Source organism: Streptomyces sp. NPDC052301 (assembly GCF_044593395.1).
GTDB lineage: Bacteria > Actinomycetota > Actinomycetes > Streptomycetales > Streptomycetaceae > Streptomyces.
In genome coordinates this window covers 577601-599962 of the sequence record NZ_JBIUBE010000001.1, presented here as the reverse complement: position 1 = coordinate 599962, position 22362 = coordinate 577601, and the positions used below count along the sequence as shown (strand labels likewise).

The 22362-nt window shown below is 74.5% G+C and carries 19 protein-coding genes and 1 pseudogene; 14 read left to right on the top strand and 6 right to left on the bottom strand.

All coding sequences use genetic code 11. The features are described from left to right. Window positions 1-28: 28 nt before the first annotated feature. Window positions 29-508 (bottom strand): methyltransferase domain-containing protein, encoded by a 480-nt coding sequence (locus ACIHEJ_RS02460; RefSeq protein WP_400131387.1) that lies wholly within the window; start codon window positions 506-508, stop codon window positions 29-31. A 435-nt stretch (window positions 509-943) separates the two neighbouring features. Between ACIHEJ_RS02460 and ACIHEJ_RS02455 the strand changes: the two genes are divergently transcribed. The 8 genes and pseudogenes from ACIHEJ_RS02455 to ACIHEJ_RS02420 all read left to right on the top strand — a co-directional run bounded on the left by ACIHEJ_RS02455 (window position 944) and on the right by ACIHEJ_RS02420 (window position 12176). Next, window positions 944-2302 carry a lectin gene (locus ACIHEJ_RS02455; RefSeq protein ID WP_400131386.1) on the top strand — a complete coding sequence of 453 codons (1359 nt, stop codon included), beginning with the start codon at window positions 944-946 and terminating at the stop codon, window positions 2300-2302. Window positions 2303-2348: 46 nt separating this feature from the next. Then, entirely contained in the window at window positions 2349-4532 is a 2184-nt protein-coding gene (locus ACIHEJ_RS02450; RefSeq protein WP_400131794.1) for an RICIN domain-containing protein, read from the top strand. Between the two features lie 88 nt (window positions 4533-4620). Next, window positions 4621-5481 carry a hypothetical protein gene (locus ACIHEJ_RS02445; RefSeq protein ID WP_400131385.1) on the top strand — a complete coding sequence of 287 codons (861 nt, stop codon included), beginning with the start codon at window positions 4621-4623 and terminating at the stop codon, window positions 5479-5481. 74 nt (window positions 5482-5555) lie between these two features. After that, a complete protein-coding gene (locus tag ACIHEJ_RS02440) occupies window positions 5556-6095 on the top strand; it encodes a (2Fe-2S)-binding protein (protein ID WP_400131384.1) in 540 nt (179 codons plus the stop codon). After that, window positions 6092-7087, top strand: a complete 996-nt coding sequence (locus tag ACIHEJ_RS02435; protein WP_400131383.1) for an FAD binding domain-containing protein — start codon at window positions 6092-6094, stop codon at window positions 7085-7087. Before ACIHEJ_RS02440 ends, ACIHEJ_RS02435 begins: the two co-directional genes overlap by 4 nt. A gap of 19 nt (window positions 7088-7106) precedes the next feature. Then, a complete protein-coding gene (locus ACIHEJ_RS02430) occupies window positions 7107-9218 on the top strand; it encodes a xanthine dehydrogenase family protein molybdopterin-binding subunit (protein WP_400131382.1) in 2112 nt (703 codons plus the stop codon). Continuing rightward, window positions 9215-11608, top strand: a complete 2394-nt coding sequence (locus ACIHEJ_RS02425) for a glycoside hydrolase family 65 protein (RefSeq protein ID WP_400131381.1) — start codon at window positions 9215-9217, stop codon at window positions 11606-11608. Before ACIHEJ_RS02430 ends, ACIHEJ_RS02425 begins: the two co-directional genes overlap by 4 nt. 117 nt (window positions 11609-11725) lie before the next feature. Then, a pseudogene (locus ACIHEJ_RS02420) lies at window positions 11726-12176 on the top strand (cyclic nucleotide-binding domain-containing protein). Between the two features lie 51 nt (window positions 12177-12227). On the opposite strand, the gene ACIHEJ_RS02415 reads toward ACIHEJ_RS02420, so the two are convergent. Then, entirely contained in the window at window positions 12228-13946 is a 1719-nt protein-coding gene (locus ACIHEJ_RS02415) for a GAF domain-containing protein (RefSeq protein ID WP_400131380.1), read from the bottom strand. Window positions 13947-14248: 302 nt separating this feature from the next. Between ACIHEJ_RS02415 and ACIHEJ_RS02410 the strand changes: the two genes are divergently transcribed. Next, on the top strand, window positions 14249-14833 hold the full coding sequence (locus ACIHEJ_RS02410; RefSeq protein ID WP_400131379.1) for a pyridoxamine 5'-phosphate oxidase family protein: 585 nt from the start codon (window positions 14249-14251) through the stop codon (window positions 14831-14833). On the opposite strand, the gene ACIHEJ_RS02405 is transcribed toward ACIHEJ_RS02410, so the two are convergent. Beyond that, window positions 14808-15482 (bottom strand): pyridoxamine 5'-phosphate oxidase family protein, encoded by a 675-nt coding sequence (locus ACIHEJ_RS02405; RefSeq protein WP_400131378.1) that lies wholly within the window; start codon window positions 15480-15482, stop codon window positions 14808-14810. The genes ACIHEJ_RS02410 and ACIHEJ_RS02405 overlap by 26 nt on opposite strands. A 76-nt stretch (window positions 15483-15558) precedes the next feature. Then, window positions 15559-16629, bottom strand: coding sequence for a zinc-dependent alcohol dehydrogenase family protein (locus ACIHEJ_RS02400; RefSeq protein ID WP_400131377.1), 1071 nt, complete (start codon window positions 16627-16629; stop codon window positions 15559-15561). A 260-nt stretch (window positions 16630-16889) separates the two neighbouring features. Between ACIHEJ_RS02400 and ACIHEJ_RS02395 the strand changes: the two genes are divergently transcribed. Continuing rightward, window positions 16890-17273, top strand: coding sequence for an STAS domain-containing protein (locus ACIHEJ_RS02395; RefSeq protein WP_400131376.1), 384 nt, complete (start codon window positions 16890-16892; stop codon window positions 17271-17273). 18 nt (window positions 17274-17291) lie between these two features. Then, window positions 17292-17873: a hypothetical protein gene (locus ACIHEJ_RS02390; RefSeq protein WP_400131375.1), complete on the top strand. Its 582-nt coding sequence runs from the start codon at window positions 17292-17294 to the stop codon at window positions 17871-17873. 91 nt (window positions 17874-17964) lie between these two features. Here the strand turns inward: ACIHEJ_RS02390 and ACIHEJ_RS02385 are convergent, their stop codons facing one another. Further along, the gene (locus ACIHEJ_RS02385; protein ID WP_400131374.1) at window positions 17965-18840 is read right to left on the bottom strand and encodes a universal stress protein; all 876 of its coding nucleotides are present in this window, start codon (window positions 18838-18840) and stop codon (window positions 17965-17967) included. Window positions 18841-18980: 140 nt separating this feature from the next. Beyond that, window positions 18981-19886 (bottom strand): universal stress protein, encoded by a 906-nt coding sequence (locus ACIHEJ_RS02380; protein ID WP_400131373.1) that lies wholly within the window; start codon window positions 19884-19886, stop codon window positions 18981-18983. A gap of 304 nt (window positions 19887-20190) precedes the next feature. On the opposite strand from ACIHEJ_RS02380, the gene ACIHEJ_RS02375 reads away from it, so the two are divergent. The 3 genes from ACIHEJ_RS02375 to ACIHEJ_RS02365 all read left to right on the top strand — a co-directional run bounded on the left by ACIHEJ_RS02375 (window position 20191) and on the right by ACIHEJ_RS02365 (window position 22332). Next, window positions 20191-20892 (top strand): response regulator, encoded by a 702-nt coding sequence (locus tag ACIHEJ_RS02375; RefSeq protein ID WP_400131372.1) that lies wholly within the window; start codon window positions 20191-20193, stop codon window positions 20890-20892. Between the two features lie 124 nt (window positions 20893-21016). Then, window positions 21017-21856 (top strand): LytR/AlgR family response regulator transcription factor, encoded by an 840-nt coding sequence (locus ACIHEJ_RS02370; protein ID WP_400131371.1) that lies wholly within the window; start codon window positions 21017-21019, stop codon window positions 21854-21856. A 98-nt stretch (window positions 21857-21954) separates the two neighbouring features. Further along, window positions 21955-22332 (top strand): hypothetical protein, encoded by a 378-nt coding sequence (locus ACIHEJ_RS02365; protein WP_400131370.1) that lies wholly within the window; start codon window positions 21955-21957, stop codon window positions 22330-22332. Window positions 22333-22362 lie beyond the last annotated feature (30 nt).

Below are 22362 nucleotides of genomic sequence, written 5' to 3'. Positions count from 1 at the left end.
CCGGCCGAGGTGTCGTCGGCCCGACCGGTCACCGCGTCCTCTCCAGCCCGAGCAGCCGGTACAGGGGGTCCGGGCGTGGCCGGTCCTGCTCGGGCAGGGGCGCGAGGCGCCGGCGCGGTTCGCTCAGTCGCGCGGGCCCGGCGTGCGCGCACCACGGAATCCGACCCGAGCCGATGACCTCCCGCCGGCGGCGCGGGCCGCGGCCCTGTCCGGCGCCCGGGAACACGGTCTCGCCGGCCGCCCGCAGCCCCAGCCCTGCCGCTTCCTCCAGCACCCGCGCACGGCCGTCCGGGAACCGGGGCCGGTACCGCCCCCGCACGGCGGCCGTGACCCGGGCGATGCCGCTGTCCGGCACGAAGTACGCGTCGTCCTTGCCGACCGTGGTGACGAGCACTCCGTCGGGCCGCAGCACCCGGGCCGCCTCGGCCGGTACGGCGGCCGGCTCCGGCAGCAGGTGGAGCACCCGGACGATCACCACCGCGTCCACGCCGCCCGTCGCCGGCGGCAAGCCGGGTCGCGTCCCCGCGCGGCACACCGCGGGGCACGCGCCGGGCCGCGAGCCGCAGCATCCCTTCCGAACGGTCCACGCCGAGCACGGTCCGTCCCTGTCGCAGCAGCCTCCTGGTCACGATGGCGGTCCCGCGGGCGAGGTCCGGCACCGTGCCGGCCCCCTGCGGCAGCAGCCGCTCGAGGGCGTCCTCGGCCGCCCGCGCCCGGGCTTCCCCGCCCCGTGACGCGTCGTACTCCCGGGCCTCCCGGTCATGGGCGATCACGCTCCAGCTTCGCCCCACGCCCCGCGCAGAGACGCCGAGTTGCTGTCGCACCCCTTGACTCCACTGGTCCGGACCTTTAGCTTCACGCCTTAAACAAAGCCTGCGGACACCCCAACCCCCACACCGTTCACGGGCGTTGGGACGCCCCCCACGCGAAAGGCCGCCCGCACATGGCCAGACCTCTCCCCGTCGCAGTCTCGCTCGCCGTTCTCGGGCTCTCGGCCGGACTGCTCACCGCTTCCCCCGCCCAGGCAGCCACCGGCACCATCACCGGCCTGGCCGGCAAGTGCCTCGACGTCGCCGGTGCCAACTCCGCCGACGGCACCGCCGTCCAGCTCTACGACTGCAACGGCACGAACGCCCAGCAGTGGACCGTCGGCAGCGACGGCACCATCCGGGCCCTCGGCAAGTGCCTTGACGTCACCGGAAATTCGACCGCCGACGGGGCGAAGGTGCAGCTGTGGTCCTGTACCGGCGGCGCCAACCAGAAGTGGACCGTCACCGCCGCCCACGACATCGTCAACCCGCAGGCGGACAAGTGCCTGGACGTCACCGACAACAACTCCGCCAACGGCACCCGGACCCAGATCTGGAGCTGCAGCGGCGGCGCCAACCAGAAGTGGAACGCGCCGGCGAGCGGCGGCGGCACCACCCCGTCCGCGCCCATGGCCGTCGCGCCGTACCTCTACAACGGCTGGGGCAGCCCGCCCAGCCCCAGCACCATCACCCAGGCCACCGGCGTGAAGTGGTTCACCCTCGCCTTCGTGCTCAGCAACGGCTACTGCAACCCGCAGTGGGACGGCAGCCGCCCCCTGACCGGCGGCGTCGACCAGCAGACCGTCAACACCGTGCGGGCGGGCGGCGGTGACGTCATCCCGTCCTTCGGCGGCTACAGCGGCAACAAGCTGGAGAGCTCATGCTCCAGCGCGGGCGAGCTGGCGGCGGCCTACCAGAAGGTCGTCGACGCCTACGGGCTCAAGGCGATCGACATCGACATCGAGGCCGACGCCTACAGCAGCGGCACCGTGCAGCAGCGGACCGTGGACGCGCTGAAGACCGTGAAGGCGAACAACCCCGGCCTGAAGGTGTACATCACCCAGGGCACCGGGCAGTCCGGCCCCGACACCAGCCTGATCGACCGGGCCGCCTCCTCCGGGCTGACCGTCGACGCCTGGACCATCATGCCGTTCGACTTCGGCGGCGCCGGCCAGAACATGGGCAACCTCACCACGCAGGCCGCCGAGGGCCTGAAGAACGCGCTGAAGAACGCCTACCACTACAGCGACGACCAGGCGTACCGGGACATGGGCATCTCGTCGATGAACGGCGTCACCGACAACAACGAGACCGTCACGGTGAACGACTTCCGGACCATCCTCGCCTACGCGCAGGCGCACCACCTGGCCCGGCTCACCTTCTGGTCCGCCAACCGCGACCGGCCGTGCACCGGCGGCCCCGCCGACAGCTGCTCCGGCGTCGCCCAGTCCGACTGGGACTACACGCGCGTCCTCGCCGCGTACACCGGCTGACCCCCCACCAGGAGAACCCGTGATTTCCCTCTCCCGTCGCAGGTCGATGGTCCTCGGGGTGGCCGGCGCAGCGGCCGCGGCCCTGCTCACCGCCGCGCCGGCGCCCCTCGGCACCGCGACACCCGCCCGCGCCGCCGCCGGGGCCGCCGCGCTGCCCACCGGCTTCGCCACCCTCGTCAACGCCGCGAGCGGCAAGTGCCTGGACGCCAAGGCCGCCGCCACCGCCGACGGCACCGTCGTGCAGCAGTACGCGTGCAACGGCACCACGGCCCAGCAGTGGAGCCTCACCGACACAGGCAACGGATACGTCCGCGTCGGCAACGCCCACGACACCGGCCAGGTCCTGGACGTCACCGACGTCTCCACCGCCGACAACGCACCCGTCCAGCTGTGGAGTTACGGCGGCGGCGCCAACCAGCAGTGGAGGGCCGTGGACGACGGCGGCGGCGCCTACCACTTCGTCAACAAGAACAGCGGCAAGTGCCTGGACGACCCCGGCGCCTCCACCGCCGACGGCGTGCGGTTCGTGCAGTACACCTGCAACGGCACCGCGGCCCAGCGCTTCCAGGTGGTCCCCGTGAACCAGTCGGGCAGCAATCCCGACCTCGGGGCCAACGTGGTCGTCTTCGACCCGTCGATGTCGTCCGCCACCATCCAGAGCAAGCTGGACGCCGTCTTCAAGCAGCAGGAGACCAACCAGTTCGGCTCCCAGCGCTACGCCGTCCTCTTCAAGCCCGGCGCCTACAGCGCGGACGTCAACGTCGGCTTCTACACCCAGGTCCTCGGCCTGGGCCTCACCCCGGACGCCGTCTCGATCGACGGAGCCGTGCACGCCGAGGCCGACTGGTTCCAGGGCAACGCCACCCAGAACTTCTGGCGCGGCGCCGAGAACCTCTCCGTCAACCCCACGAACGGCGCCGACCGCTGGGCCGTCTCCCAGGCCGCGCCGTACCGCCGGATGCATCTGCGCGGCAGCCTCGCCCTGGACGACGGCGGCTGGTCCTCCGGCGGTTACCTGGCCGACAGCAAGATCGACGGACAGGTCGCCTCCGGTACCCAGCAGCAGTGGCTCACCCGCAACTCCCAGCTGGGCGGCTGGACCGGCTCCAACTGGAACATGGTCTTCGTCGGCAGCCAGGGCGTGCCCGCCACCAGCTTCCCCCACCCGCCGTACACCACGGTCGCGCAGAGCCCGGTCACCCGTGAGAAGCCGTTCCTGTACGTCGACGGATCCGGCGCCTACCAGGTGTTCGTGCCCTCCGTGCGCACCGGCTCCACGGCCACCAGCTGGGCGAGCGGCAGCCCCGCCGGCACCTCGCTGCCGCTGAGCCGGTTCTACGTCGTCAAGCCGGGCGCCACCGCCGCCCAGATCAACACGGCCCTCGCCGCCGGGCAGAACCTGCTCGTCACCCCCGGCGTCTACCACCTCGACCAGACCCTGAAGGTCACCCGCCCCGACACGGTCGTCCTCGGCCTCGGCCTCGCCACCTTCGTCCCGGACAACGGCATCACCGCGATGAGCGTCGCCGACGTCGACGGCGTCAAGATCGCGGGCCTGCTCTTCGACGCCGGCACCACCAGCTCGAAGACCCTGCTCGAGGTCGGGCCGGCCGGCTCCACCGCCTCCCACGCGGCCGACCCGACCTCCCTGCACGACGTCTACTTCCGCGTCGGCGGCGCGGGCGTCGGCAAGGCGGCCACCAGCCTCGTCGTCAACAGCGGGAACGTCGTCGGCGACCACATGTGGATCTGGCGCGCCGACCACGGCAGCGGAGTCGGCTGGACCAGCAACACCGCCGACACCGGGCTCGTGGTCAACGGCGACGACGTGACGATGTACGGCCTGTTCGTCGAGCACTTCCAGAAGGACCAGGTGATCTGGAACGGCAACGGCGGCCGTACCTACTTCTTCCAGAACGAGATGCCGTACGACCCGCCGAACCAGGCCGCCTGGACGAACGGCTCCGCGAAGGGCTACCCGGCGTACAAGGTCGCCGACTCGGTCACCAGCCACCAGGCGTACGGCCTCGGCAGCTACTGCTACTTCGACGTCGACCCGAGCGTCACCGCCGACCACGCCTTCGAGGTGCCGGACAACCCGGACGTCCGCTTCACCAGCATGGTGACCGTCTCCCTCGGCGGCACCGGCACCATCAGGCATGTCGTCAACACCACGGGAGGACCGTCCAACTCCGGTTCCAACGTGGCGAATCTGGTCCGCTATCCGTGACCGGACGGGCGTGAGGGGCGCGGCAGTGGGAAACCGGCATGGGGCCAGGAACCCGTAGAACGGTCCGACTTGCCAGGAGGCTCTCACCGTGTCGAACGTCCGGATCGCCAGTGCCGCCGCCGTCCTCGTGCTCGCCGCCGGGCTGACCGGCTGCGGCAGCGAGGACGGCACCAGGGCGGGCGGGGAGGCGCAGGGCAAGCCGAGCGCGACCCCGCCCGTCCGGGCCGTCCAGGACGCCTACCGCAAGACGGTGGCCGCGGACACCGCGAAGATGACCGTCACCAGCAGGGCCGACGCCGAAGGCCGGGCCGTCACCGCGCACGGCAGCGGCGTCGCCGACCTGAAGGACGGCGCCAGCCGGGTCACGCTGACCTCGCAGGGCAGCACGGTCGAGCAGCGCGTCCTGGACGGCGTGGTGTACCAGAAGCCCTCGGGCGAGCAGCGCGGCGCCGTCCCCGGCGGCAAGACCTGGATGAAGATCGACCTCAGGCGGCTCGCCGCGAAGGGATCGGCGGCGCAGTCCCGGGTGAGCGACCCGGCCGAGCCCCTGCGCTACCTCAAGGACGTCGGCGCCGAGGACGTCACCCGCCTCGGGCGGCAGACCCTGGGCTCCACGCCCACCACGCACTACCGGGTGTCAGTTCCCGTCTCCGCGCTGTCCCAGGGCGACTCCGCGCGGGAACAGCAGCTGCGCCGCGAACTCGGGAAGTCCTCCCTCCCGGTCGACCTGTGGCTGGACGGGCAGGGCCGGCTGCGGCAGGAGAGCGTCCGGCTCACCCTCCACCCGCTGAAGGGGAAGACGCCGGGGCGAGAGAACACCGCCGTCACGAGCACCACCGTGCTGCGCTTCTCGGACTACGGCACCCAGGCGGAGGTCGCCGCCCCGCCCGCCGGGGACACCGCGGACGTCACCGACAAGATGGCCGAGGCCGGCGCGGCGGACAGCTGAGACGTGTGAGGATCCGCCGGCTGGACACCCGGTACGGGCGGCACCCAGGGCCCGTCCGAAAGGTCACCTCGGCCATGACCAGCGAGAACCAGCTTCCGGCCGGCTCGGAGATCACCCTCCGGGTCAACGGCAAACCCCACACCCTGCACATCGATCACCGGCGCGTCCTGCTGGACCTGCTCCGGGAGGATCTCGGCCTCACCGGGTCCAAGAAGGGCTGCGACCACGGTCAGTGCGGCGCCTGCACCGTCCTGGTCGACGGGCGCCGCGTCAACGGCTGCCTGCTGCTCGCCGTCACTCTCGACGGCAGCGAGGTCACCACCGTCGAGGGCCTGGCCGGCGACGGCGAGCAGCCGCACCCGCTGCAGCGGGCCTTCCTCGACCGGGACGCCTTCCAGTGCGGCTACTGCACCCCGGGGCAGATCTGCTCCGCCGTGGGCATGATCGCCGAGGCCGAGGCCGGCCACCCCTCGCACGTCACCGACCCCGCGGCCCCCTCCGGCCGGCCCGTCCCGCTGGACGGCACCGAGATCCGGGAGCGCATGAGCGGCAACCTGTGCCGCTGCGGCGCCTATCCGCGCATCGTCGAGGCGGTGGAGGACGTGATCCGGTGAACGGCTTCGGATACCTCAGGCCCGGCAGCGTCCAGGAGGCCGTCGAGGCCTGCGCGGCCCACCCCGGCGCCCGCTACCTGGCCGGCGGCACCAACCTCGTCGACCTGATGAAGCTCGGCGTGGAGCGCCCCGGCGTCCTCATCGACGTCGGCCGGCTGCCTCTCGACACCGTCGAGGAACTGTCCGACGGCGGGCTGCGGGTCGGCGCCACCGTCCGCAACAGCGACCTCGCCGCCGACCCCCGGGTCCGCGACCGTTACCCGGTGCTGTCACAGGCGCTCCTCGCGGGCGCCTCCGGGCAGCTGCGCAACGCCGCCACCACCGGCGGCAACCTGCTCCAGCGCACCCGCTGCCCCTACTTCCAGGACCTGGACAAACCCTGCAACAAACGGGAGCCCGGCAGCGGCTGCGGTGCCCGGGACGGCGTCCACCGCGACCACGCCGTCCTCGGCCACTCCGCGCAGTGCATCGCCACCAACCCGTCCGACATGGCCGTCGCGCTGGCCGCCCTCGGCGCCCAGGTCGAGCTGTACGGCACCGAGGGCGCCCGGACGGTCCCGGTGGCCGACTTCCACCGGCTGCCCGGCGACCATCCCGAGCGCGACACCGAGATCCGCCCCGGCGAACTGATCACCGGCGTGCTGCTCCCGGCCGCCGTCGCCGGCGTCCCGTCCGCCTACCGCAAGGCCCGGGACCGGGCGTCGTACGCCTTCGCCCTCGCCTCCGTGGCCGTCGTGCTGCGGGTCGGCGACGGCGTCGTCACGCAGGTCGGACTGGCCTTCGGCGGCCTCGCCCACCGCCCGTGGAAGGCCCGCCACGCCGAACACGCCCTGCGGGGCGCCGCCGCCACGCCGGCCGCCTTCGAGGGCGCCGTGGACCTGGAACTCGCCCACGCCGAGCCCCTGCGGGACAACGCCTTCAAGGTGCCCCTCGCCCACAACCTCGCCCTGGACGTCCTGAACCGTCTCGCCCCGGCCCCCGCAGTGGCCTGAGCCGTCACAGGAGGACCCCATGACCGGCACCACCTCGGTCACCGCCCTGGGCGCGTCCGCCGAGCGCAGGGAAGGACGGCAGAAGGTCACCGGCGCCGCCCGCTACGCCGGCGAGTACGCCCTGCCCGGCCGCGCCCACGCCTGGCCCGTGCCCGCCGCGGTCGCGCGCGGCCGGGTCACCGGCGTCGACACCTCCGGCGCGCTCGCCCTGCCCGGCGTCCTCGCCGTCCTCACCCCCGACGACGCGCCCCGGCTCGCCGAGCCCGAGGACGCCACCCTCGCCGTGCTGCAGGGCCCGGACGTGCCGCACCGGGGCTGGTGCGTCGCCCTGGTCGTCGCCGAGACCCTGGAGACCGCCCGCGCCGCCGCCCGCGCGGTCCGCGTCGGCTACGACACCCAGGACCACGACGTCACCCTGACCCCGGACCACCCGGAGTGCTACGAGCCGGAGGAGGCCAACGCCGGATTCCCCGGCCGCGTCGAGCGGGGCGCCCCGGAGGCCGCCTTCGCATCCGCCGAGGTCCGGGTCGACGCCGAGTACCGGGTGCCGCCCCTGCACAACCACCCCATGGAGCCGCACACCAGCACCGCCCGGTGGGACGGCGACCGGCTCACCGTGTACACCTCCAGCCAGGGCGGCGGCACCGTCCGGTCCGTACTCGCCCAGATGTTCGAGATGCCCGAGGGGCGGGTCACCGTCGTCACCGAGCACGTCGGCGGCGGCTTCGGCTGCAAGGGCACCCCACGCGTCGACGTGGTCCTCGCCGCCATGGCCGCCCGGCGCGTCGGCCGGCCCGTCACCGTGGCCTGGCCCCGCCGTCACCTGCCCACCACCGTCGGCCACCGCGCCCCCACCCTGCAGCGGCTGCGCCTCGGCGCGAGCGCGGACGGCCGGCTCACCGCCCTGCTGCACGAGGCGACCACCCACACCTCCCGGGTGACGGAGTTCGTGGAGCAGGCCGCGGTGCCCTCCCGGGTCATGTACCGGGCCCCCGCCCTGCTCAGCGTCCACCGGGTGGTCCCGCTGGACGTGCCGACCCCGTCCTGGATGCGGGCCCCCGGCGAGGCGCCCGGCATGTACGCCCTGGAATCGGCCATGGACGAACTCGCCGACGCCCTCGGCATCGACCCGATCGAGCTGCGCGTGCGCAACGAACCCGACCGGGAGCCGGGTGACGGGAAGCCGTTCAGCAGCCGGCACCTCGTGGAGTGTCTGCGCGAGGGCGCCCGCCGCTTCGGCTGGGCCGGCCGCGACCCGCGTCCCGGCACCCGCCGCGAGGGCCCGTGGCTGCTCGGCACCGGCGTCGCCGCGGCCACCTACCCGGCCTCGGCCGTCCCGGCCACCGCGTCCGCGCACGCCCTGCCCGACGGCACCTTCGTCGCCCGGATCAACGCCACCGACATCGGCACCGGCGCCCGTACCGTCCTCGCCCAGATCGCCGCCGACGCCCTCGGCGCACCCCTGGACCGGGTCCGCACCGAGATCGGGCACAGCGACCTGCCGTCCGCGTGGCTGGCCGGCGGCTCCACCGGCACCGCCTCCTGGGGCTGGGCCGTGCACGACGCGTGCGCCGGCCTCGCCTCCCGCCTCGCCGCGCACACCGGCCCGCTGCCCGCCGACGGGCTCACCGTCCACGCCGACACCGCCGGCCGGGCCGACGCCGACAGCCCCTACGCCCGGCACGCCTTCGGCGCCCACTTCGCCGAGGTCGCCGTCGACGGCGTCACCGGTGAGATCCGGGTCCGCCGGCTGCTCGGGATCTACGCCGCCGGACACATCCTCAACCCCCGTACCGCACGATCCCAGTTCACCGGCGCCATGACCATGGGCCTGGGCATGGCGCTCACCGAGAACAGCACCCTGGACCCCGCCTTCGGCGACTTCACCGAGGCCGACCTCGCCTCCTACCACGTGCCCGCCCACGCCGACGTCCCCGCGATCGAGGCCGACTGGATCGACGAGGACGACCCCCACCTCAACCCCATGGGCAGCAAGGGCATCGGCGAGATCGGCATCGTCGGCACCGCCGCCGCCCTCGGCAACGCCGTCCACCACGCCACCGGGATCCGCTTCCGCGAACTGCCCCTCACCCCCGACCGGATCCTCACCGGCCTGCTGTCCGGGGGGTGACGGTGACGGGACCGACCTGGGAGTACGACGGGTACCGGCCCGAGGAGGAACGTCTGCGCGAGTCCCTGTGCACCCTGGGCAACGGCTACTTCGCCACCCGGGGCGCCCTGCCCGAGTGCATCGCGGACGAGGTGCACTACCCCGGCACCTACGCCGCCGGCTGCTACAACCGGCTCACCTCCGAGGTCGCCGGGCGCCGGGTCGAGAACGAGGACGTCGTCAACCTGCCCAACTGGCTGCCGCTGCGCTTCCGTCCGGTCGGCGGCGACTGGCTCGGACCGGACACCGCCCCCGTCACCGAGCACCACCAGATGCTCCACCTCGACCCCGGCCTGCTGGAGCGCCGCACCCGCTACCGGCTCGGCGACGACACCTCCCTCCTCGTCCGGCAACTGCGCCTCGTCCACCTCTCCGACCGTCATCTCGCCGTCCTGCGCACGGAGTTCACCGCCGACGGCGACACCCTCGACCTGGACGTCGAGGCCGCGCTCGACGGCGGCGTCACCAACGCCGGGGTCACCCGCTACCGGGACCTGGACGGCCGCCACCTCACCCAGATCCAGACCGGCAGCGCCGGGCCCGGCACGGTGTGGCTGCACTGCCGTACCCGCACCTCCGACATCGGCTGCGCAATGGCCGCCCGGCTCACCGCCGACGGAGCCGTGACGGCGGCGAACGAACTCCAGCGCGCCGTGCAGCACGTCAGGCTGCACCTGCCGCCCGGCCGGACCGTCACCGTCGACAAGACCATGGCCCTGCACACCTCCCACGACCCCGCCATCAGCGACCCCCTGCGCGCGGCCGTCGACCGTGCCCAGGCGGCACCCGCGTTCGACGCGCTGCGCGAGGCCCACGCCACGGCCTGGGAGCAGCTGTGGCAGCGCACCGCACTCGAGGTGCCCGGCGAGGCGGGCAGCATCCTGCGCCTGCACCTCTTCCACGTCCTGCAGACCCTCTCCCCGCACACCGCCGACCTCGACGTGGGCGTGCCCGCGCGCGGACTGCACGGCGAGGCCTACCGCGGGCACGTGTTCTGGGACGAACTGTTCGTCCTGCCCTACCTCGACCTGCACCTGCCCGAGGTCTCCCGGGCCCTGCTGCGCTACCGGCACCGCCGCCTGGACGCCGCCTGCCACGCGGCCCGCGACCTCGGCCGGCGCGGCGCGCTCTACCCGTGGCAGAGCGGCAGCGACGGCCGCGAGGAGACCCAGCAACTGCACCTCAACCCCCGCTCCGGCCGCTGGCTGCCGGACCACTCCCGGCTCCAGCACCACGTCGGCTCCGCGGTCGCCTACAACATCTGGCAGTACTGGGAGGCGACCGGCGACCTCGACTTCCTGCACGGCGAGGGCGCCGAGATGCTGCTGCACATCGCCCGCTTCTGGGCGGACTCGGCCGGTTACGACGACCACCTCGGCCGGTACCGCATCCGGGGCGTGGTCGGCCCGGACGAGTACCACGACGCCTACCCCGGCGCCTCGCGGCCGGGCCTGGACGACAACGCGTACACCAACGTCTCCGCCGCCTGGGTGCTCGCCCGCGCCCTGGAACTGCTGCGGGCCGTGCCCGAGCCGCGCCGCCGCGAACTCACCGAGGGCGCCGGGCTGGAGGACGACGAGCCGGCCCGCTGGGAGGAGATCTCCCGCAGTCTGCACATCCCCTTCCACGACGGGGTGATCAGCCAGTTCGAGGGCTACGGCGACCTCGCCGAACTGGACTGGGAGAACTACCGCGAGCGGTACGGCGACATCCGGCGCCTGGACCGGATCCTGGAGGCCGAGGGCGACACCGTCAACCGCTACAAGGCGTCCAAACAGGCCGACGTCCTGATGCTCGGCTACCTCTTCGCGCCACCGGAGCTGCGCTCCCTCTTCCACCGTCTGGGACACCACCTGGACGAGCGGACCTGGACCGCGACCGTCGACCACTACCTGCACCGCACCAGCCACGGCTCCACGCTCAGCGGCCTGGTCCACGGCTGGATCCTGGCCCGCGCCCGCCGCGCCGACGCCTGGGCCTTCGTCCAGGAGGCGCTGCGCGGCGACATCGCCGACCTGCAGGGCGGCACCACCGGCGAGGGCATCCACCTCGGCGCGATGGCCGGCACCCTCGACCTCGTCCAGCGCGGTCTGACCGGCCTGGAGACCCGCGACGGTGCCCTGTGCCTGGACCCCGTCCCGCTCCCCGAGCTCTCCTCCTACGGCTTCACCCTGCGCTACCACGGCCACTGGGGTGTCCGTCTGCGGCTGCGCAGCCACCTCATGGAGATCACCGTGCCGTCCTCCGGCCGCTCACCCATCGACGTCCGCCTCAGGGACCGTGCGATACCCGTACGGCCGGGCGAGACGGCACGCCTTGTGCTGCCGGCGTCAGACCGCCCGAGCCGGTGAGAACGGGGCCGAAGGGCCCCCGGCAGGGTCCGGGCGGCCCGTGGTGGCCGGCGCCGGGCGTGCACGGGCCGGCAGCAGGAAGCCGTGAGGGGAGCCGCCGCCATGACCTCCGCCACCATGACCTCCGCCACCACCCCGACCACAGCCCTGCCGGCCGAGCAGCGCGAACCCCTGATGCGTCATGCCCGGGAGGTGTCCCTCGCGGCCGGCACCCGCCTGTTCGAGGAGGGACGGTGCGCCGACCGCTTCTGGATCGTGCGCACCGGCTCCGTCGACCTCGACGTGCGTGTGCCCGGCCGCCGCTCCGCCGTCGTCGAGACCCTCGGGTACGGCGAACTCGTCGGCTGGTCCTGGTACTTCCCGCCCCCCGTCCGGCAGTTCGGCGCCGAGCCCGGTGCGGGCCTGGGAGGGCGACGCGGACGCCGTGCGCGCGCTGTGCGCCGAGGATCCCGAATCCGGCCGGGCGATCGCGGCCTGGGCCGGGCGGGTGGTCGCCCAGTGGCTGCACGCCTCCCGCGTCCGGCTCCTCGACCTCTACGCCCCGTACGGCAGCGGTGGGCCGATGTGACCACCGGGGCGCCGTCGGACGTCGCCGGAGCGCCGCGCGGGCCACGGACGCCTATGCGGCGGGCAGGGGGACACGCCAGCGCAGCGTGGCGCCGTCGCCGGCGGAACCGGTCACCGTCAGCAGCCCGCCGAGCCGCTCGGCCCGCTCGGCCAGATTGCGCAGCCCACTGCGACGGCCGCCGGGCGGGATGCCCACGCCGTCGTCCGAGACGGTCACACACACCTCGTGGCCGTCGGTCGTCAGCAGCACCTCGGCGCGGCCCGCGTGGGCGTGCCGGGCGATGTTGGTGAGGGCCTCGGAGAGCACGGCCACGACGTCGTCGGCGACATCGGGCGGCACGTCGGTGTCGATCAGGCCCTCCATGCGCACGCTGGGCGTGAAGCCCAGCACGGGAGCGGCCTCGCCGACCGTGCGCACGGCACGGGCCCGCAGTCCGCTGCCGGAGGCGCCCGCACGGGTCCGCAGCCCGAAGATCGTCGACCTGATGATCTTGATGGTCTCGTCGAGGTCGTCCACGGCCCGCAGAACCCGCTCGGCGGCTTCGGGGTGCTCGATGAAGCGGCCGGCGCTCTGCAGGGTCATCCCGGTGGCGAACAGCCGCTGGATGGCCAGGTCGTGCAGGTCGCGGGCGATCCGGTCGCGGTCCTCCAGCAGCGCTATCTGCTGGGCGTCCTGCCGGCGCTCGGCCAGCTCCATCGCGATCGCGGCCTGGGCGGCGAAGCTCTGCAGCATCTCGGTCTCCTTCGGCAGGAAGGCGGGCCGGCCGGTCTCGCGGGCCACCAGGACGACTCCCCGGACACCCCCCTCACCGGTGCCGATGGGAACGGCCACGGCCGGGCCGAGGCCGCCGAACCGCGGGGGTTCGGGAGAGACCCGCTCGTCGGAGCCGACGTCCTCGCTGGTGACCGGGGCCGCGGCGGAGAAGGCCAGGCCCATGAGGGTCTCGTGCATCGGCAGCACGAGCCCACGATGGGCCTCCGCCTGCGCTCCCACCGCGATCTCCACGGTGAGCGACCCCTGGTCCTCCATGGGCATCGCCACCGCCGCCAGGGCCGAACCCGTGATCTCCCGGGCCCGCTCGGCGATCAGGTCCAGGGCCTGTGTCCGGTCGCTGCCGGACATCAGGCGGTGGCCGATCTCCGCGTTCGCCAGCAGCCAGCGTTCCCGCAGCCGGGACTCCTCGTACAGGCGGGCGTTGTCGATGGCGACGCCGGCCGCGACGGCCAGTGTCGCCAGCACCGACTCGTCCTCCTCGTCGAACTCCAGACCGCCGCGCTTCTCGGTCAGGTACAGATTGCCGAAGACCTGGTCACGGACCCGGATCGGGACACCGAGGAAGCTGTTCATCGGCGGGTGGTTCTCCGGGAACCCGTACGAGGCGGGATGCCGGGAGAGCTTCGACAGGCGCAGCGACTCCGGGTGACGGATCAGCTCGCCGAGGATGCCGTGCCCTTCCGGGTACGGCCCGATCCGGGCGATCTCCTGCGCGGTCATGCCGATGGTGTGGAAGCCCGACAGGGTCCTGCCGTCGGGGCCGATGACCCCGAGGGCGGCGTACTCGGCGTCCACCAGCACGGCGGCGGCCTCCACGATGGAGTGCAGCGCCTGCTCCAGGTCCAGCTCACGGCCGACGGAGAGGACCGCCGTCAACAGGCTGTGCACCCGGTCGCGGGTGCCGCGGGCAGCGTCGATCCGGGCCTGCAGCTCCTCCAGCAACTCGTCGAGCCTCAGCTGTGGCAGCCGTACGCGCGGCTCCTCGGAGCGTGCCACCTCATGCCTCCAGGCCCCGGCGGTGCACTGTCCTGACACCGGCGGGTCAGCTCCACGCTATCGGTCCCGGGCCCCGCATGGCACGCCGTGGCGGCAGGGCCGGCGAAGCCCCACGTCGGGGGGCCGGGGCGTACCGCCCGTGATCGGGACCGAACGGCACTTCGGACACGGACCGCCCCGGCCGAGGGTGGAAGCAGGAGCGGCGCCCGCCTCCCCGCGACGCCGCTCTGCCTCTCGCGCCCCGTACGCGCCGGGCCCGCACGGCCGGCGAGAAGAGAACCCGCACCGCGAAGAAGCCCGCCATGACCCGTCCGCACGCCCCGGCACACCGCCGCGTCGACCTCGGCCGTGCCGAGGCGATGCGGCTGCTGGGCGGTGTGCCGCTGGGCAGGATCGTCTTCACCCGGCAGGCACTGCCCACCGTCCGTCCCGCCGGTCACGTGCTGGACGACGGCGACCTCGTGGTGCGCACCTACGAGGGCGCGGCGCCGCCCTCGTGGCCGCTGCGCGACGACGACACCGCCGTGGTGGCCGACGCGGTGGTGGCCTACGAGGCCGATGCCATCGACCCGGACACGCACCTCGGCTGGAGCGCGGTCGCCACGGGCTGCCCCCACCCGATCGCCGGCCCCCGCGAACTCGCGTGCGCCCGGGGGCTGTTGCACCAGCCGGCAGCACGCCGGGGCACGGACCGGGCGGTCCGCATCCGCCCCGAGCCGATCACGGGCGGGCTGCTCACCGACACCGAGGGCGCGCCGGAGGGACGGGACCGGCCGTGGACGTACGGTCCGCCGAGCCGTGATCTCGCCGTGGACCGTGCCGTCGGCCGGGCCGTGGTCCTGCCGTGGACCGTACGGTCCGTCAGGCCGCGATCCTGCGGCCGGTGACGCTGTCGGGCTCGATGCGTACCCACAGGTCGCGCGTGCCGCCCGCCCAGGGCGTGCTGTGCGCCCGCTCGCCCAGCCGGCGCTGCTCCTGTGGATCGGTGACCGCCCGGGCGGCACCGCGGACCAGCACGCTCCAGCCCCGGCCGAAGGCGTCGTCGATGCGGTCGACCTCGAAGGCCACCTGGCCGCCGGCCGCGAGCGACGGCGTGGCGTCCCGCGCGGTCCGGAACACGATCGCACCGTCCACGACGGTGTAGTTGACCGGCACGATCACCGGCCCGTCGGCGGCGTGGACCGCCAGCCGGCCCACCCCGTGCGTCCCGAGCAGGGCCTGGCACTCGCCGGGGCCCAGCTCGGTGAAGCGGGGTTCCCGTACGGCACGCCCGGGGCCCGGCGGCAGGTCGACGGCACCGCCCGTCAGCTCGGTCACCGTGGTCTGCAGGACCTCGGCCAGCCGGCTCAGCACGCCGGTGCCGGGTGCGGCGCCCGGCTGCTCCTCCAGGTAGGCGAGGTAACCGGCCGCCATACCGGCCTGCGCGGCCGTCTGCTGCCGGGTCAGGCCGAGCCGGGCCCGGCGGGCGGCCAGGCGTCGGCCCAGGTCGCCCGAGGGCGCTTCCGCCGCCGTCCCCGCTCGCGTCCGTTCGGTCATGGCGTCACGCTCCTTGTCGATCGGACCTTCTCGAGCGGATCTTCCCGATCGGGCCGTCGCGCCCGGTCCGGCGCGATCAGCCCGCGGGAACGGCGATCTCCGCGTGCTGCTCCCCGCCGAGCACCACCTTCAGCGCGCCCGTACCGGCGGCCCGCGAGAAGACGTCGTAGGCCTCCTCCATCTGCACGAGCGGGAAGGTGTGGGTGACCAGCCGCCCGGTCGGCAGCCGGCCGGCGGCGGCCATGCGCAGCAGCGTGGGCGTGGAGCAGGTGTCCACCAGCCCGGTCGTGATCGTGACGTTCCTCATCCACAGGTCCTCCAGGTGCAGCGTGGCGGGCCTGCCGTGCACGCCGACGTTGGCCACGTGACCGCCGGGCCGGACCATGCGGGTGCACAGCTCGAAGCTCTCCGGCAGGCCGACCGCCTCGACGACCACGTCCGCGCCGAGTCCGTCGGTCAGGTCGTCGACCAGCTGCTCGGGTCCCTCGCGCACGTCGGCCACCGCGTCGGCGCCGAGCCGCCGCGCCGCCTCCAGCCGGGCCGGTGCCAGGTCGACGGCGATGATCCGCTCCGGTGCGAACAGGCGCGCCGTGGCGACCGCCGCGAGCCCGACGGGTCCGGCGCCGACGACGGCGACGGTGTCCCCGGGGCGTACGCGGCCGTTGAGGACGCCCACCTCGTAGGCGGTGGGGAAGATGTCCGCGAACAGGACCGCGTCCTCGCTGGACAGCGCGGCGGGCAGCGGGTGCACGGACAGGTCCGCGCAGGGCACGCGGACGTACTCGGCCTGGGTGCCGTCGATCAGATGGCCGAGGATCCAGCCGCCGCCGCCCCGGCACTGGCCGTAGCTGCGCTCCCGGCAGAACCGGCACCGTCCGCAGGAGGTGATGCAGGACACCAGCACGCGGTCGCCCGGCCGCACGGACCGCACGTCGTCACCGGCCTCGACGACCTCGCCGACCGCCTCGTGGCCGAGGACCGTGCCGGGGCGCACCTCCGGCACGTCGCCTTTGAGGATGTGCAGGTCCGTCCCGCAGATGGTGACCGCACCGACCCTGACGACCGCGTCGGTGGGTTCCTTGATGCCGGGGTCCGGGACGTCCTCCCAGGACGCCTGCCCGGGGCCGTGGAAGACATAGCCCTTCATGGCGCTCCTCACCCTCGTCCGTCGCGGTGGCGCGGGGCCCGGCGCCGGACGCCGCCCCGCACGTCCAGCTTCGGCAGTGGGCGGCGGCCACCGCTTGGGCCGTCCGGCCCCGGCTGACCGGCCGAACGGCGTCCGTCGGGCCCCGGCCGCGCGCGGCGCGGCCAGCGACCGCCCGGCGGGCTCGGCCCTACCCCTGACGGTCCCGGGCAGGGGCCGACCGGCCCTTCCGGTGCGTCGCGCGCCGGGGGTTCGCTGTTGCCATGCCCGAGAACGCCGGGCCCACCGCCCCCGGCGGGCCCACTGCCCCACCGAACCGCCCCGACGGCCCCACGGTCCTGCCGCTGCACGGACAGATCGACCTGCTGACCGCCCCGGCCCTGTCCGCACGGCTCGATGCACTCACCGCGCATCCGAGCCCCGACCTGGTCCTGGACCTCAGAGCGACCGAGTTCATCGACTGCACGGGTCTGGGCGTCCTGTGCCGGACCCGTAACCGGGTGCTGGCCCGGCGGGGCCGGCTGCGGCTGGTCACCAACAACGTCGGCTTCCTGCGGATCCTGCGTGCGTCGGGCCTGTCGGGCGTCTTCGAGGTGCATGCACGGCTCCCCGAGGCGCCGCCGGGCACGTCCGGGACCGGTGGCTGACCGCGGCGGAGCCGGGCCATGAGCGCCGGGGAGCGACCGCGTGGGCGGCTCCGGCGGCGGGGGAGCGACCTGACCCGCCGCGAGGACCTCCTGGAAGCCTGGATCGTGCTGGCCGTCTGGATCGTCGTGGTGGTCGGCGGGGCGGTCGCCGGGCTGGTCGCGGCCCACGCCGCGGCGGACGTCCTCGCCCGGCAGCGGGCCGGCCGGCACGCGGTCCGGGCGGTGCTCCTCACCGACGCACCGCGTGACGCCGTGACGGCCGGGGCGGCGGACGGCCGGGTCCGGGCGGCGGTGCGCTGGACCGCGCCCGACGCCACCACGCGCACCGGGTGGACCTTGGTATCCGGCGGTCTGACGGCCGGCGACCGGGTGACCGTCTGGCAGGACGGCCGGGGCCGCCTCGCGCCCGGCAGGCCGACCGGCCCCGCCGAGGGCACCGTCGAGGCCGGCCTCCTCGGCGCCGCTGCCGCCCTCGCCGTAGCGGCACCGGCCTGCGCGGCGGGGGCGCTGGCGCGGTCCGTCCTCGACCGCCGGCGCCTGACCGCCTGGGAACGGGAGTGGGAGCGGACGGAGCCCCGATGGAGTCACCGGGCGGACTGACAGGGCGGACCGACAGGGTGGATCGCCGGCAGGGCGGGGTCATGCCGCCGGGGCGGGGTTCACCGGCAAGGCGTCACCGGCGGGGCGGGGTTCACGCGGTCTCGGATACGACGGCCACCGGGCAGGCGGCGTGGTGCAGCACCCCGTGCGCGACGCGGCTCAGCTGGAGGCCCACGTTGCCGTGCCGGCGCCGGGTGCCGACGACGAGCAGTCCGGCGTCACGGGAGGCGGCGAGCAGGGCGTCGCGTGCGTGCCCCTCGACGGTGCGCCGGTGCACTTCCAGGCCCTCCGGGGCGTCCCGCAGCGCTTCCTCGACCCGCTCGGCCGCGTCCAGTTCCTCCAGGTGAGCGGGCCCGCCGACGAGCAGGGGATGTCCGGTGACGGAGTGCCCGGGGCGCCGCCAGGCCCGTACCGCCTCCAGCGGCACGCCCCGCAGCACGGCCTCCTCGAGCGCGAACCGCACGGCGGCCGAGCCCGCCGGCTTCTCGCGGACACCGAGCACGACGCGGCCCGCGGCCCCCGGGCGGACCCGGTTGTCGTGGCTGCCGCGCACCACGATCACCGGGCAGTGCGCGCGCCCGGCGAGCGTCACCCCGACGGAGCCGAGGAGGGCCTCGGCCAGCCCGCTGCGGCCCCGGCAGCCCAGCACCACGACGAGGGCGGTCTCGCTCTCGTGCACCAGCCCCTCCGCGGGCTCCGAGGGCAGCACGTCGGTGGTGACCCGCACGTCCGCGCGGTCACGCAGAGCACGCTCTTCGGCGGTGCCGACGACGTCCCGGGCCATCACCTCCTCGACCGGCCTGTCGAGTTCCTGGGCGAGGAGGGCGCCTTCGTAGCGTTCCCACAGCGAGGCGTGCACCAGGCGCAGCGGCGCCCCGCGCAGGGCGGCCTCGTCGGCCGCCCAGTCCACGGCGCGCAGGCTCGGCTCGGAGCCGTCGACGCCGACGACGATCGGCGGTTCGTTCATGGTCATCACCCCATGCCGAGATCGTCGACGCAGGCCCCGGCCGGCGGGCCGGGGTACTCCGCGGTGAGAGGGCGCGGCCCGGACGCGGGCACGGCCCCTGCCTTCATCATGGCCGCGTCCTCCTGAGGTGTCGTGGTGGGTCAGCCGTGCGCGACGACGGCGATGGGGGCGGTGACGTGGTGCAGAACGGCGTGCGTGACGTGCCCGATGTGGGTGCCGGCGGAGCGGCCGCGGACGCGCCGGCCGACGACCACCAGGGAGGCGTCCTGGGAGGCGGCCACCAGGACCACCGCGGCACTGCCGTGCCGGCTCGCCTCGAGCACGTCCACGTCGGTGAACTTGCCCCGCCAGGGGCGCAGCGCGTCGGCCAGCCCGGCCGCCGCCCGGCGTTCGAGGGACTCCCGCTCGTCGAGTCCGGCGGACAGGGCGTACGCGGACGCCGGCGGCAGGCTCCAGCCGTGCACGACCCGCAGGGCGGCGTGCCGGCGGGCGGCGGCGTCGAAGGCGAACTCCAGCAGTGTCTCCTCCGGGTCGTCGACGTCGAGGCCGACGACGACGGGCCGGAAGGGGGGCGTGGCGGAGGGCCCGCCCACCGGGCCCGCCGCGTGCTCGTCGGCCGCCTGCTCCCACGCCCGGACCAGCACGACCGGATGCGTGGCGTGCGCGATGACGGACAGGCTGACCGAGCCGACCATGAACCCGCCGATGCCACCGAAGCCGCGCGAGCCCAGCACCAGCAGCTCGGCGTCGTCCGCCGCCGCGGCCAAGACCCCGGCCGGGTCCCCGGCGACCTGTTCGGTGACCACCTCGACCCCGGGATGGCTCAGCCGCAGCCCCTCCGCGGCCTCGCGGGTGACGTTCTCGAGCCACTGCCGGAGGGTCTCCGCGCCGAGCAGCGGCGCCCGGGCCACGGGTGCGGGCGCGGGCTCCCACACGTGCAGGAGTCTCAGCGGCAGGCCGCGCAGCCGTGCTTCGCGCGCCGCCCATTCGGCGGCCGCCCGGCTCTCGGGCGAGCCGTCGAGACCTACGGTGACGGTGCGCGGCATGGTCTCCACCTCCCGGGCCGGGGCTCGTTCTCCAGCGTGCTGGGGCGGGCGGCCCGGGGTCAGGGGCCGCAGGTCCCTGTGCGGGACCGACCGGCCCCGTTCGAGCAGCACGTGCGGCCGGTGCGGGACCGGCAGGCCGCCCGTACGCGAGGAGGGGAGGCGGGGCGGCGGACGTGCGGTGCGGCCGTACCCCCGGCGACCATGGAGTCAGTGGGGCCGGTCGGCCCTAGTGCGCACGGCACCGACCGGACATGATCGGCCACATGGACGGTCCGCAGCCCGTCCCCGGGGAGGAAGAGGCCACATGCGCGAGACACGCACCTTCACGGAGCAGGACCCGATCCGGGTGTTCCTGCTGGACGACCACGAGGTCGTACGACGGGGCCTGGCCGACCTGCTGGACGCCGAGCCGGACATCTGCGTGGTCGGCGACGCGGACACCGCGGAACACGCCCTCGTCCGCGGCCCGGCCCTGCGCCCGCACGTCGCCGTGCTCGACGTCCGCCTGCCCGACGGCGACGGCATCTCGGTCTGCCGGGAACTGCGCGACCGGATGCCGGAACTGGCATGCCTGATGCTGACCTCCTTCGACGACGAGGACGCCCTGCTGGACGCGATCATGGCCGGGGCCTCGGGTTACGTCCTGAAGCAGATCAAGGGATCCGACCTGGTGTCGGCCGTGCGCACCGTCGCCTCCGGGCAGTCGATGCTGGACCCGGCGACCACGGCCCGCCTGATGCGCTCCCTGCGGACCGACCACGCGGAACACCCCCCGCTGCCGCCCGAGCTGGCGAGCCTGTCGCCCCGTGAGCGGGACATCCTCGCGCTGATCGGCGACGGCCTCACCAACCGCGAGATCGGCAGGAGGCTGTACCTGTCGGAGAAGACGGTGAAGAACCACATCTCCCGTCTGCTGGCCAAGCTGGGCGTGCAGCGCCGCGTCCAGGCTGCGGTCCTCGCCTCCCACCTCGGACCGCAGGGCCCGGACGACCGCGCGTCGCACTGAGGCGGCCGGCGCGGCGGGCGGCGATCTCGACGGCGGCGGCCCGGTGGACCACCATGACCGGGTGAGCGGGCGAGAGAGGAACCCTCCCCCGGCGAGCGGGGCGGGGCGGGAGGAGCTGCCGGAGATGAGCGCGACCGACGCCCCCTTGCGGGTGCTGGCGGTGGACGACGAGGAACCCGCGCTCGCGGAGCTGCTGTACCTGCTGGGGGAGGACCCCCGGGTCGGCCGGGTCACACCCGCGGCGACGGCCACCCAGGCGCTGCGCCGGCTGAGCCGGGCCATGGAGGAGGGCCCGGACGGCACGGAGACCGTCGACGTCGTCTTCCTCGACATCGACATGCCCGGTCTGGGCGGCCTCGAACTCGCCCGGCTGCTCGGCGGGTTCGCCGCCCCTCCGCTGATCGTCTTCGTCACCGCCCACGAGGACTTCGCGGTCCGCGCCTTCGACCTGAAGGCCGTCGACTACCTGCTCAAGCCCCTGCGCGAGGAGCGCTTCGCCGAGGCCGTACGCCGGGTCGTCGAACTGGTCCGGGCCGGACAGGGACCCCGGCCCGCCGCCCCCGTGACGCCGGCGCCGGCCGGTCCGGCCGCCGCCCTCGCGGAGCACGTCCCCGTCGAACTCGGCGGCGTGACCCGCCTCGTGCCCATCGCCGAGATCGCCTACGCGGAGGCACAGGGCGACTACGCCCGACTGCACACCCGCAACGGCAGCCACCTGGTACGGATCCCGCTGTCCGCCCTGGAGGAACAGTGGCGCTCACGCGGCTTCGTGCGCATCCACCGCAGCCGGCTCGTCGCCCTCGGCCGCATCGACGAACTGCGCCTGGACGGCGGCAATCTGACGGTGCGGATCGGTGACCGCGTCCTCGCCGTGAGCCGGCGCAACGCCCGGGAGCTGCGGGACCTGCTGGCCCGGCACGCGGCGGGCCGGGCCCGGCCGGGCGCCGGTACGGCCCGCAGGTGACGGACGTGTGCCGATTTACGTCCGTCGGCTGTCTCCCCGGCGGCCCGCTGCGTACACTCCCCGCACACAGGTGATCACCGCGGCGTCGGGGAGTGCGCATGGATGCGGAGTCCGTCCCTCGCAGAGAGGTGGTCACCGGACGCCCGCACACCGCCGACGGCGACCGGTCCGCGCCCCGCCCGCCCGTGCCGCCGACAGCCGTCAACGAACTCCCGCCGTCCGTGACCGCATTGATGCACCGTCAGCTGCGAGCCGCCCTCACCGCGACGGCCCTGCTCGCGGTCCTGCTCGGCCTGCTCCCCGTACTCCTGAGGATCCTGCCGCTCGACACCGCTCCCCGCGTCCCCCTCGCCGTCTGGATCCTGCTGGGCGTGGCGCCGTACCCGGCCCTGCTCGCCATCGGCGCCTGGTACGTGCGCCGCGCCGAGCGCAACGAGACCGGCGCCCTCGCCCCCGCCCCCGCAGAGCGCCCCTGACCATGCGCCGATCAGCCGCCGGGGCCACCC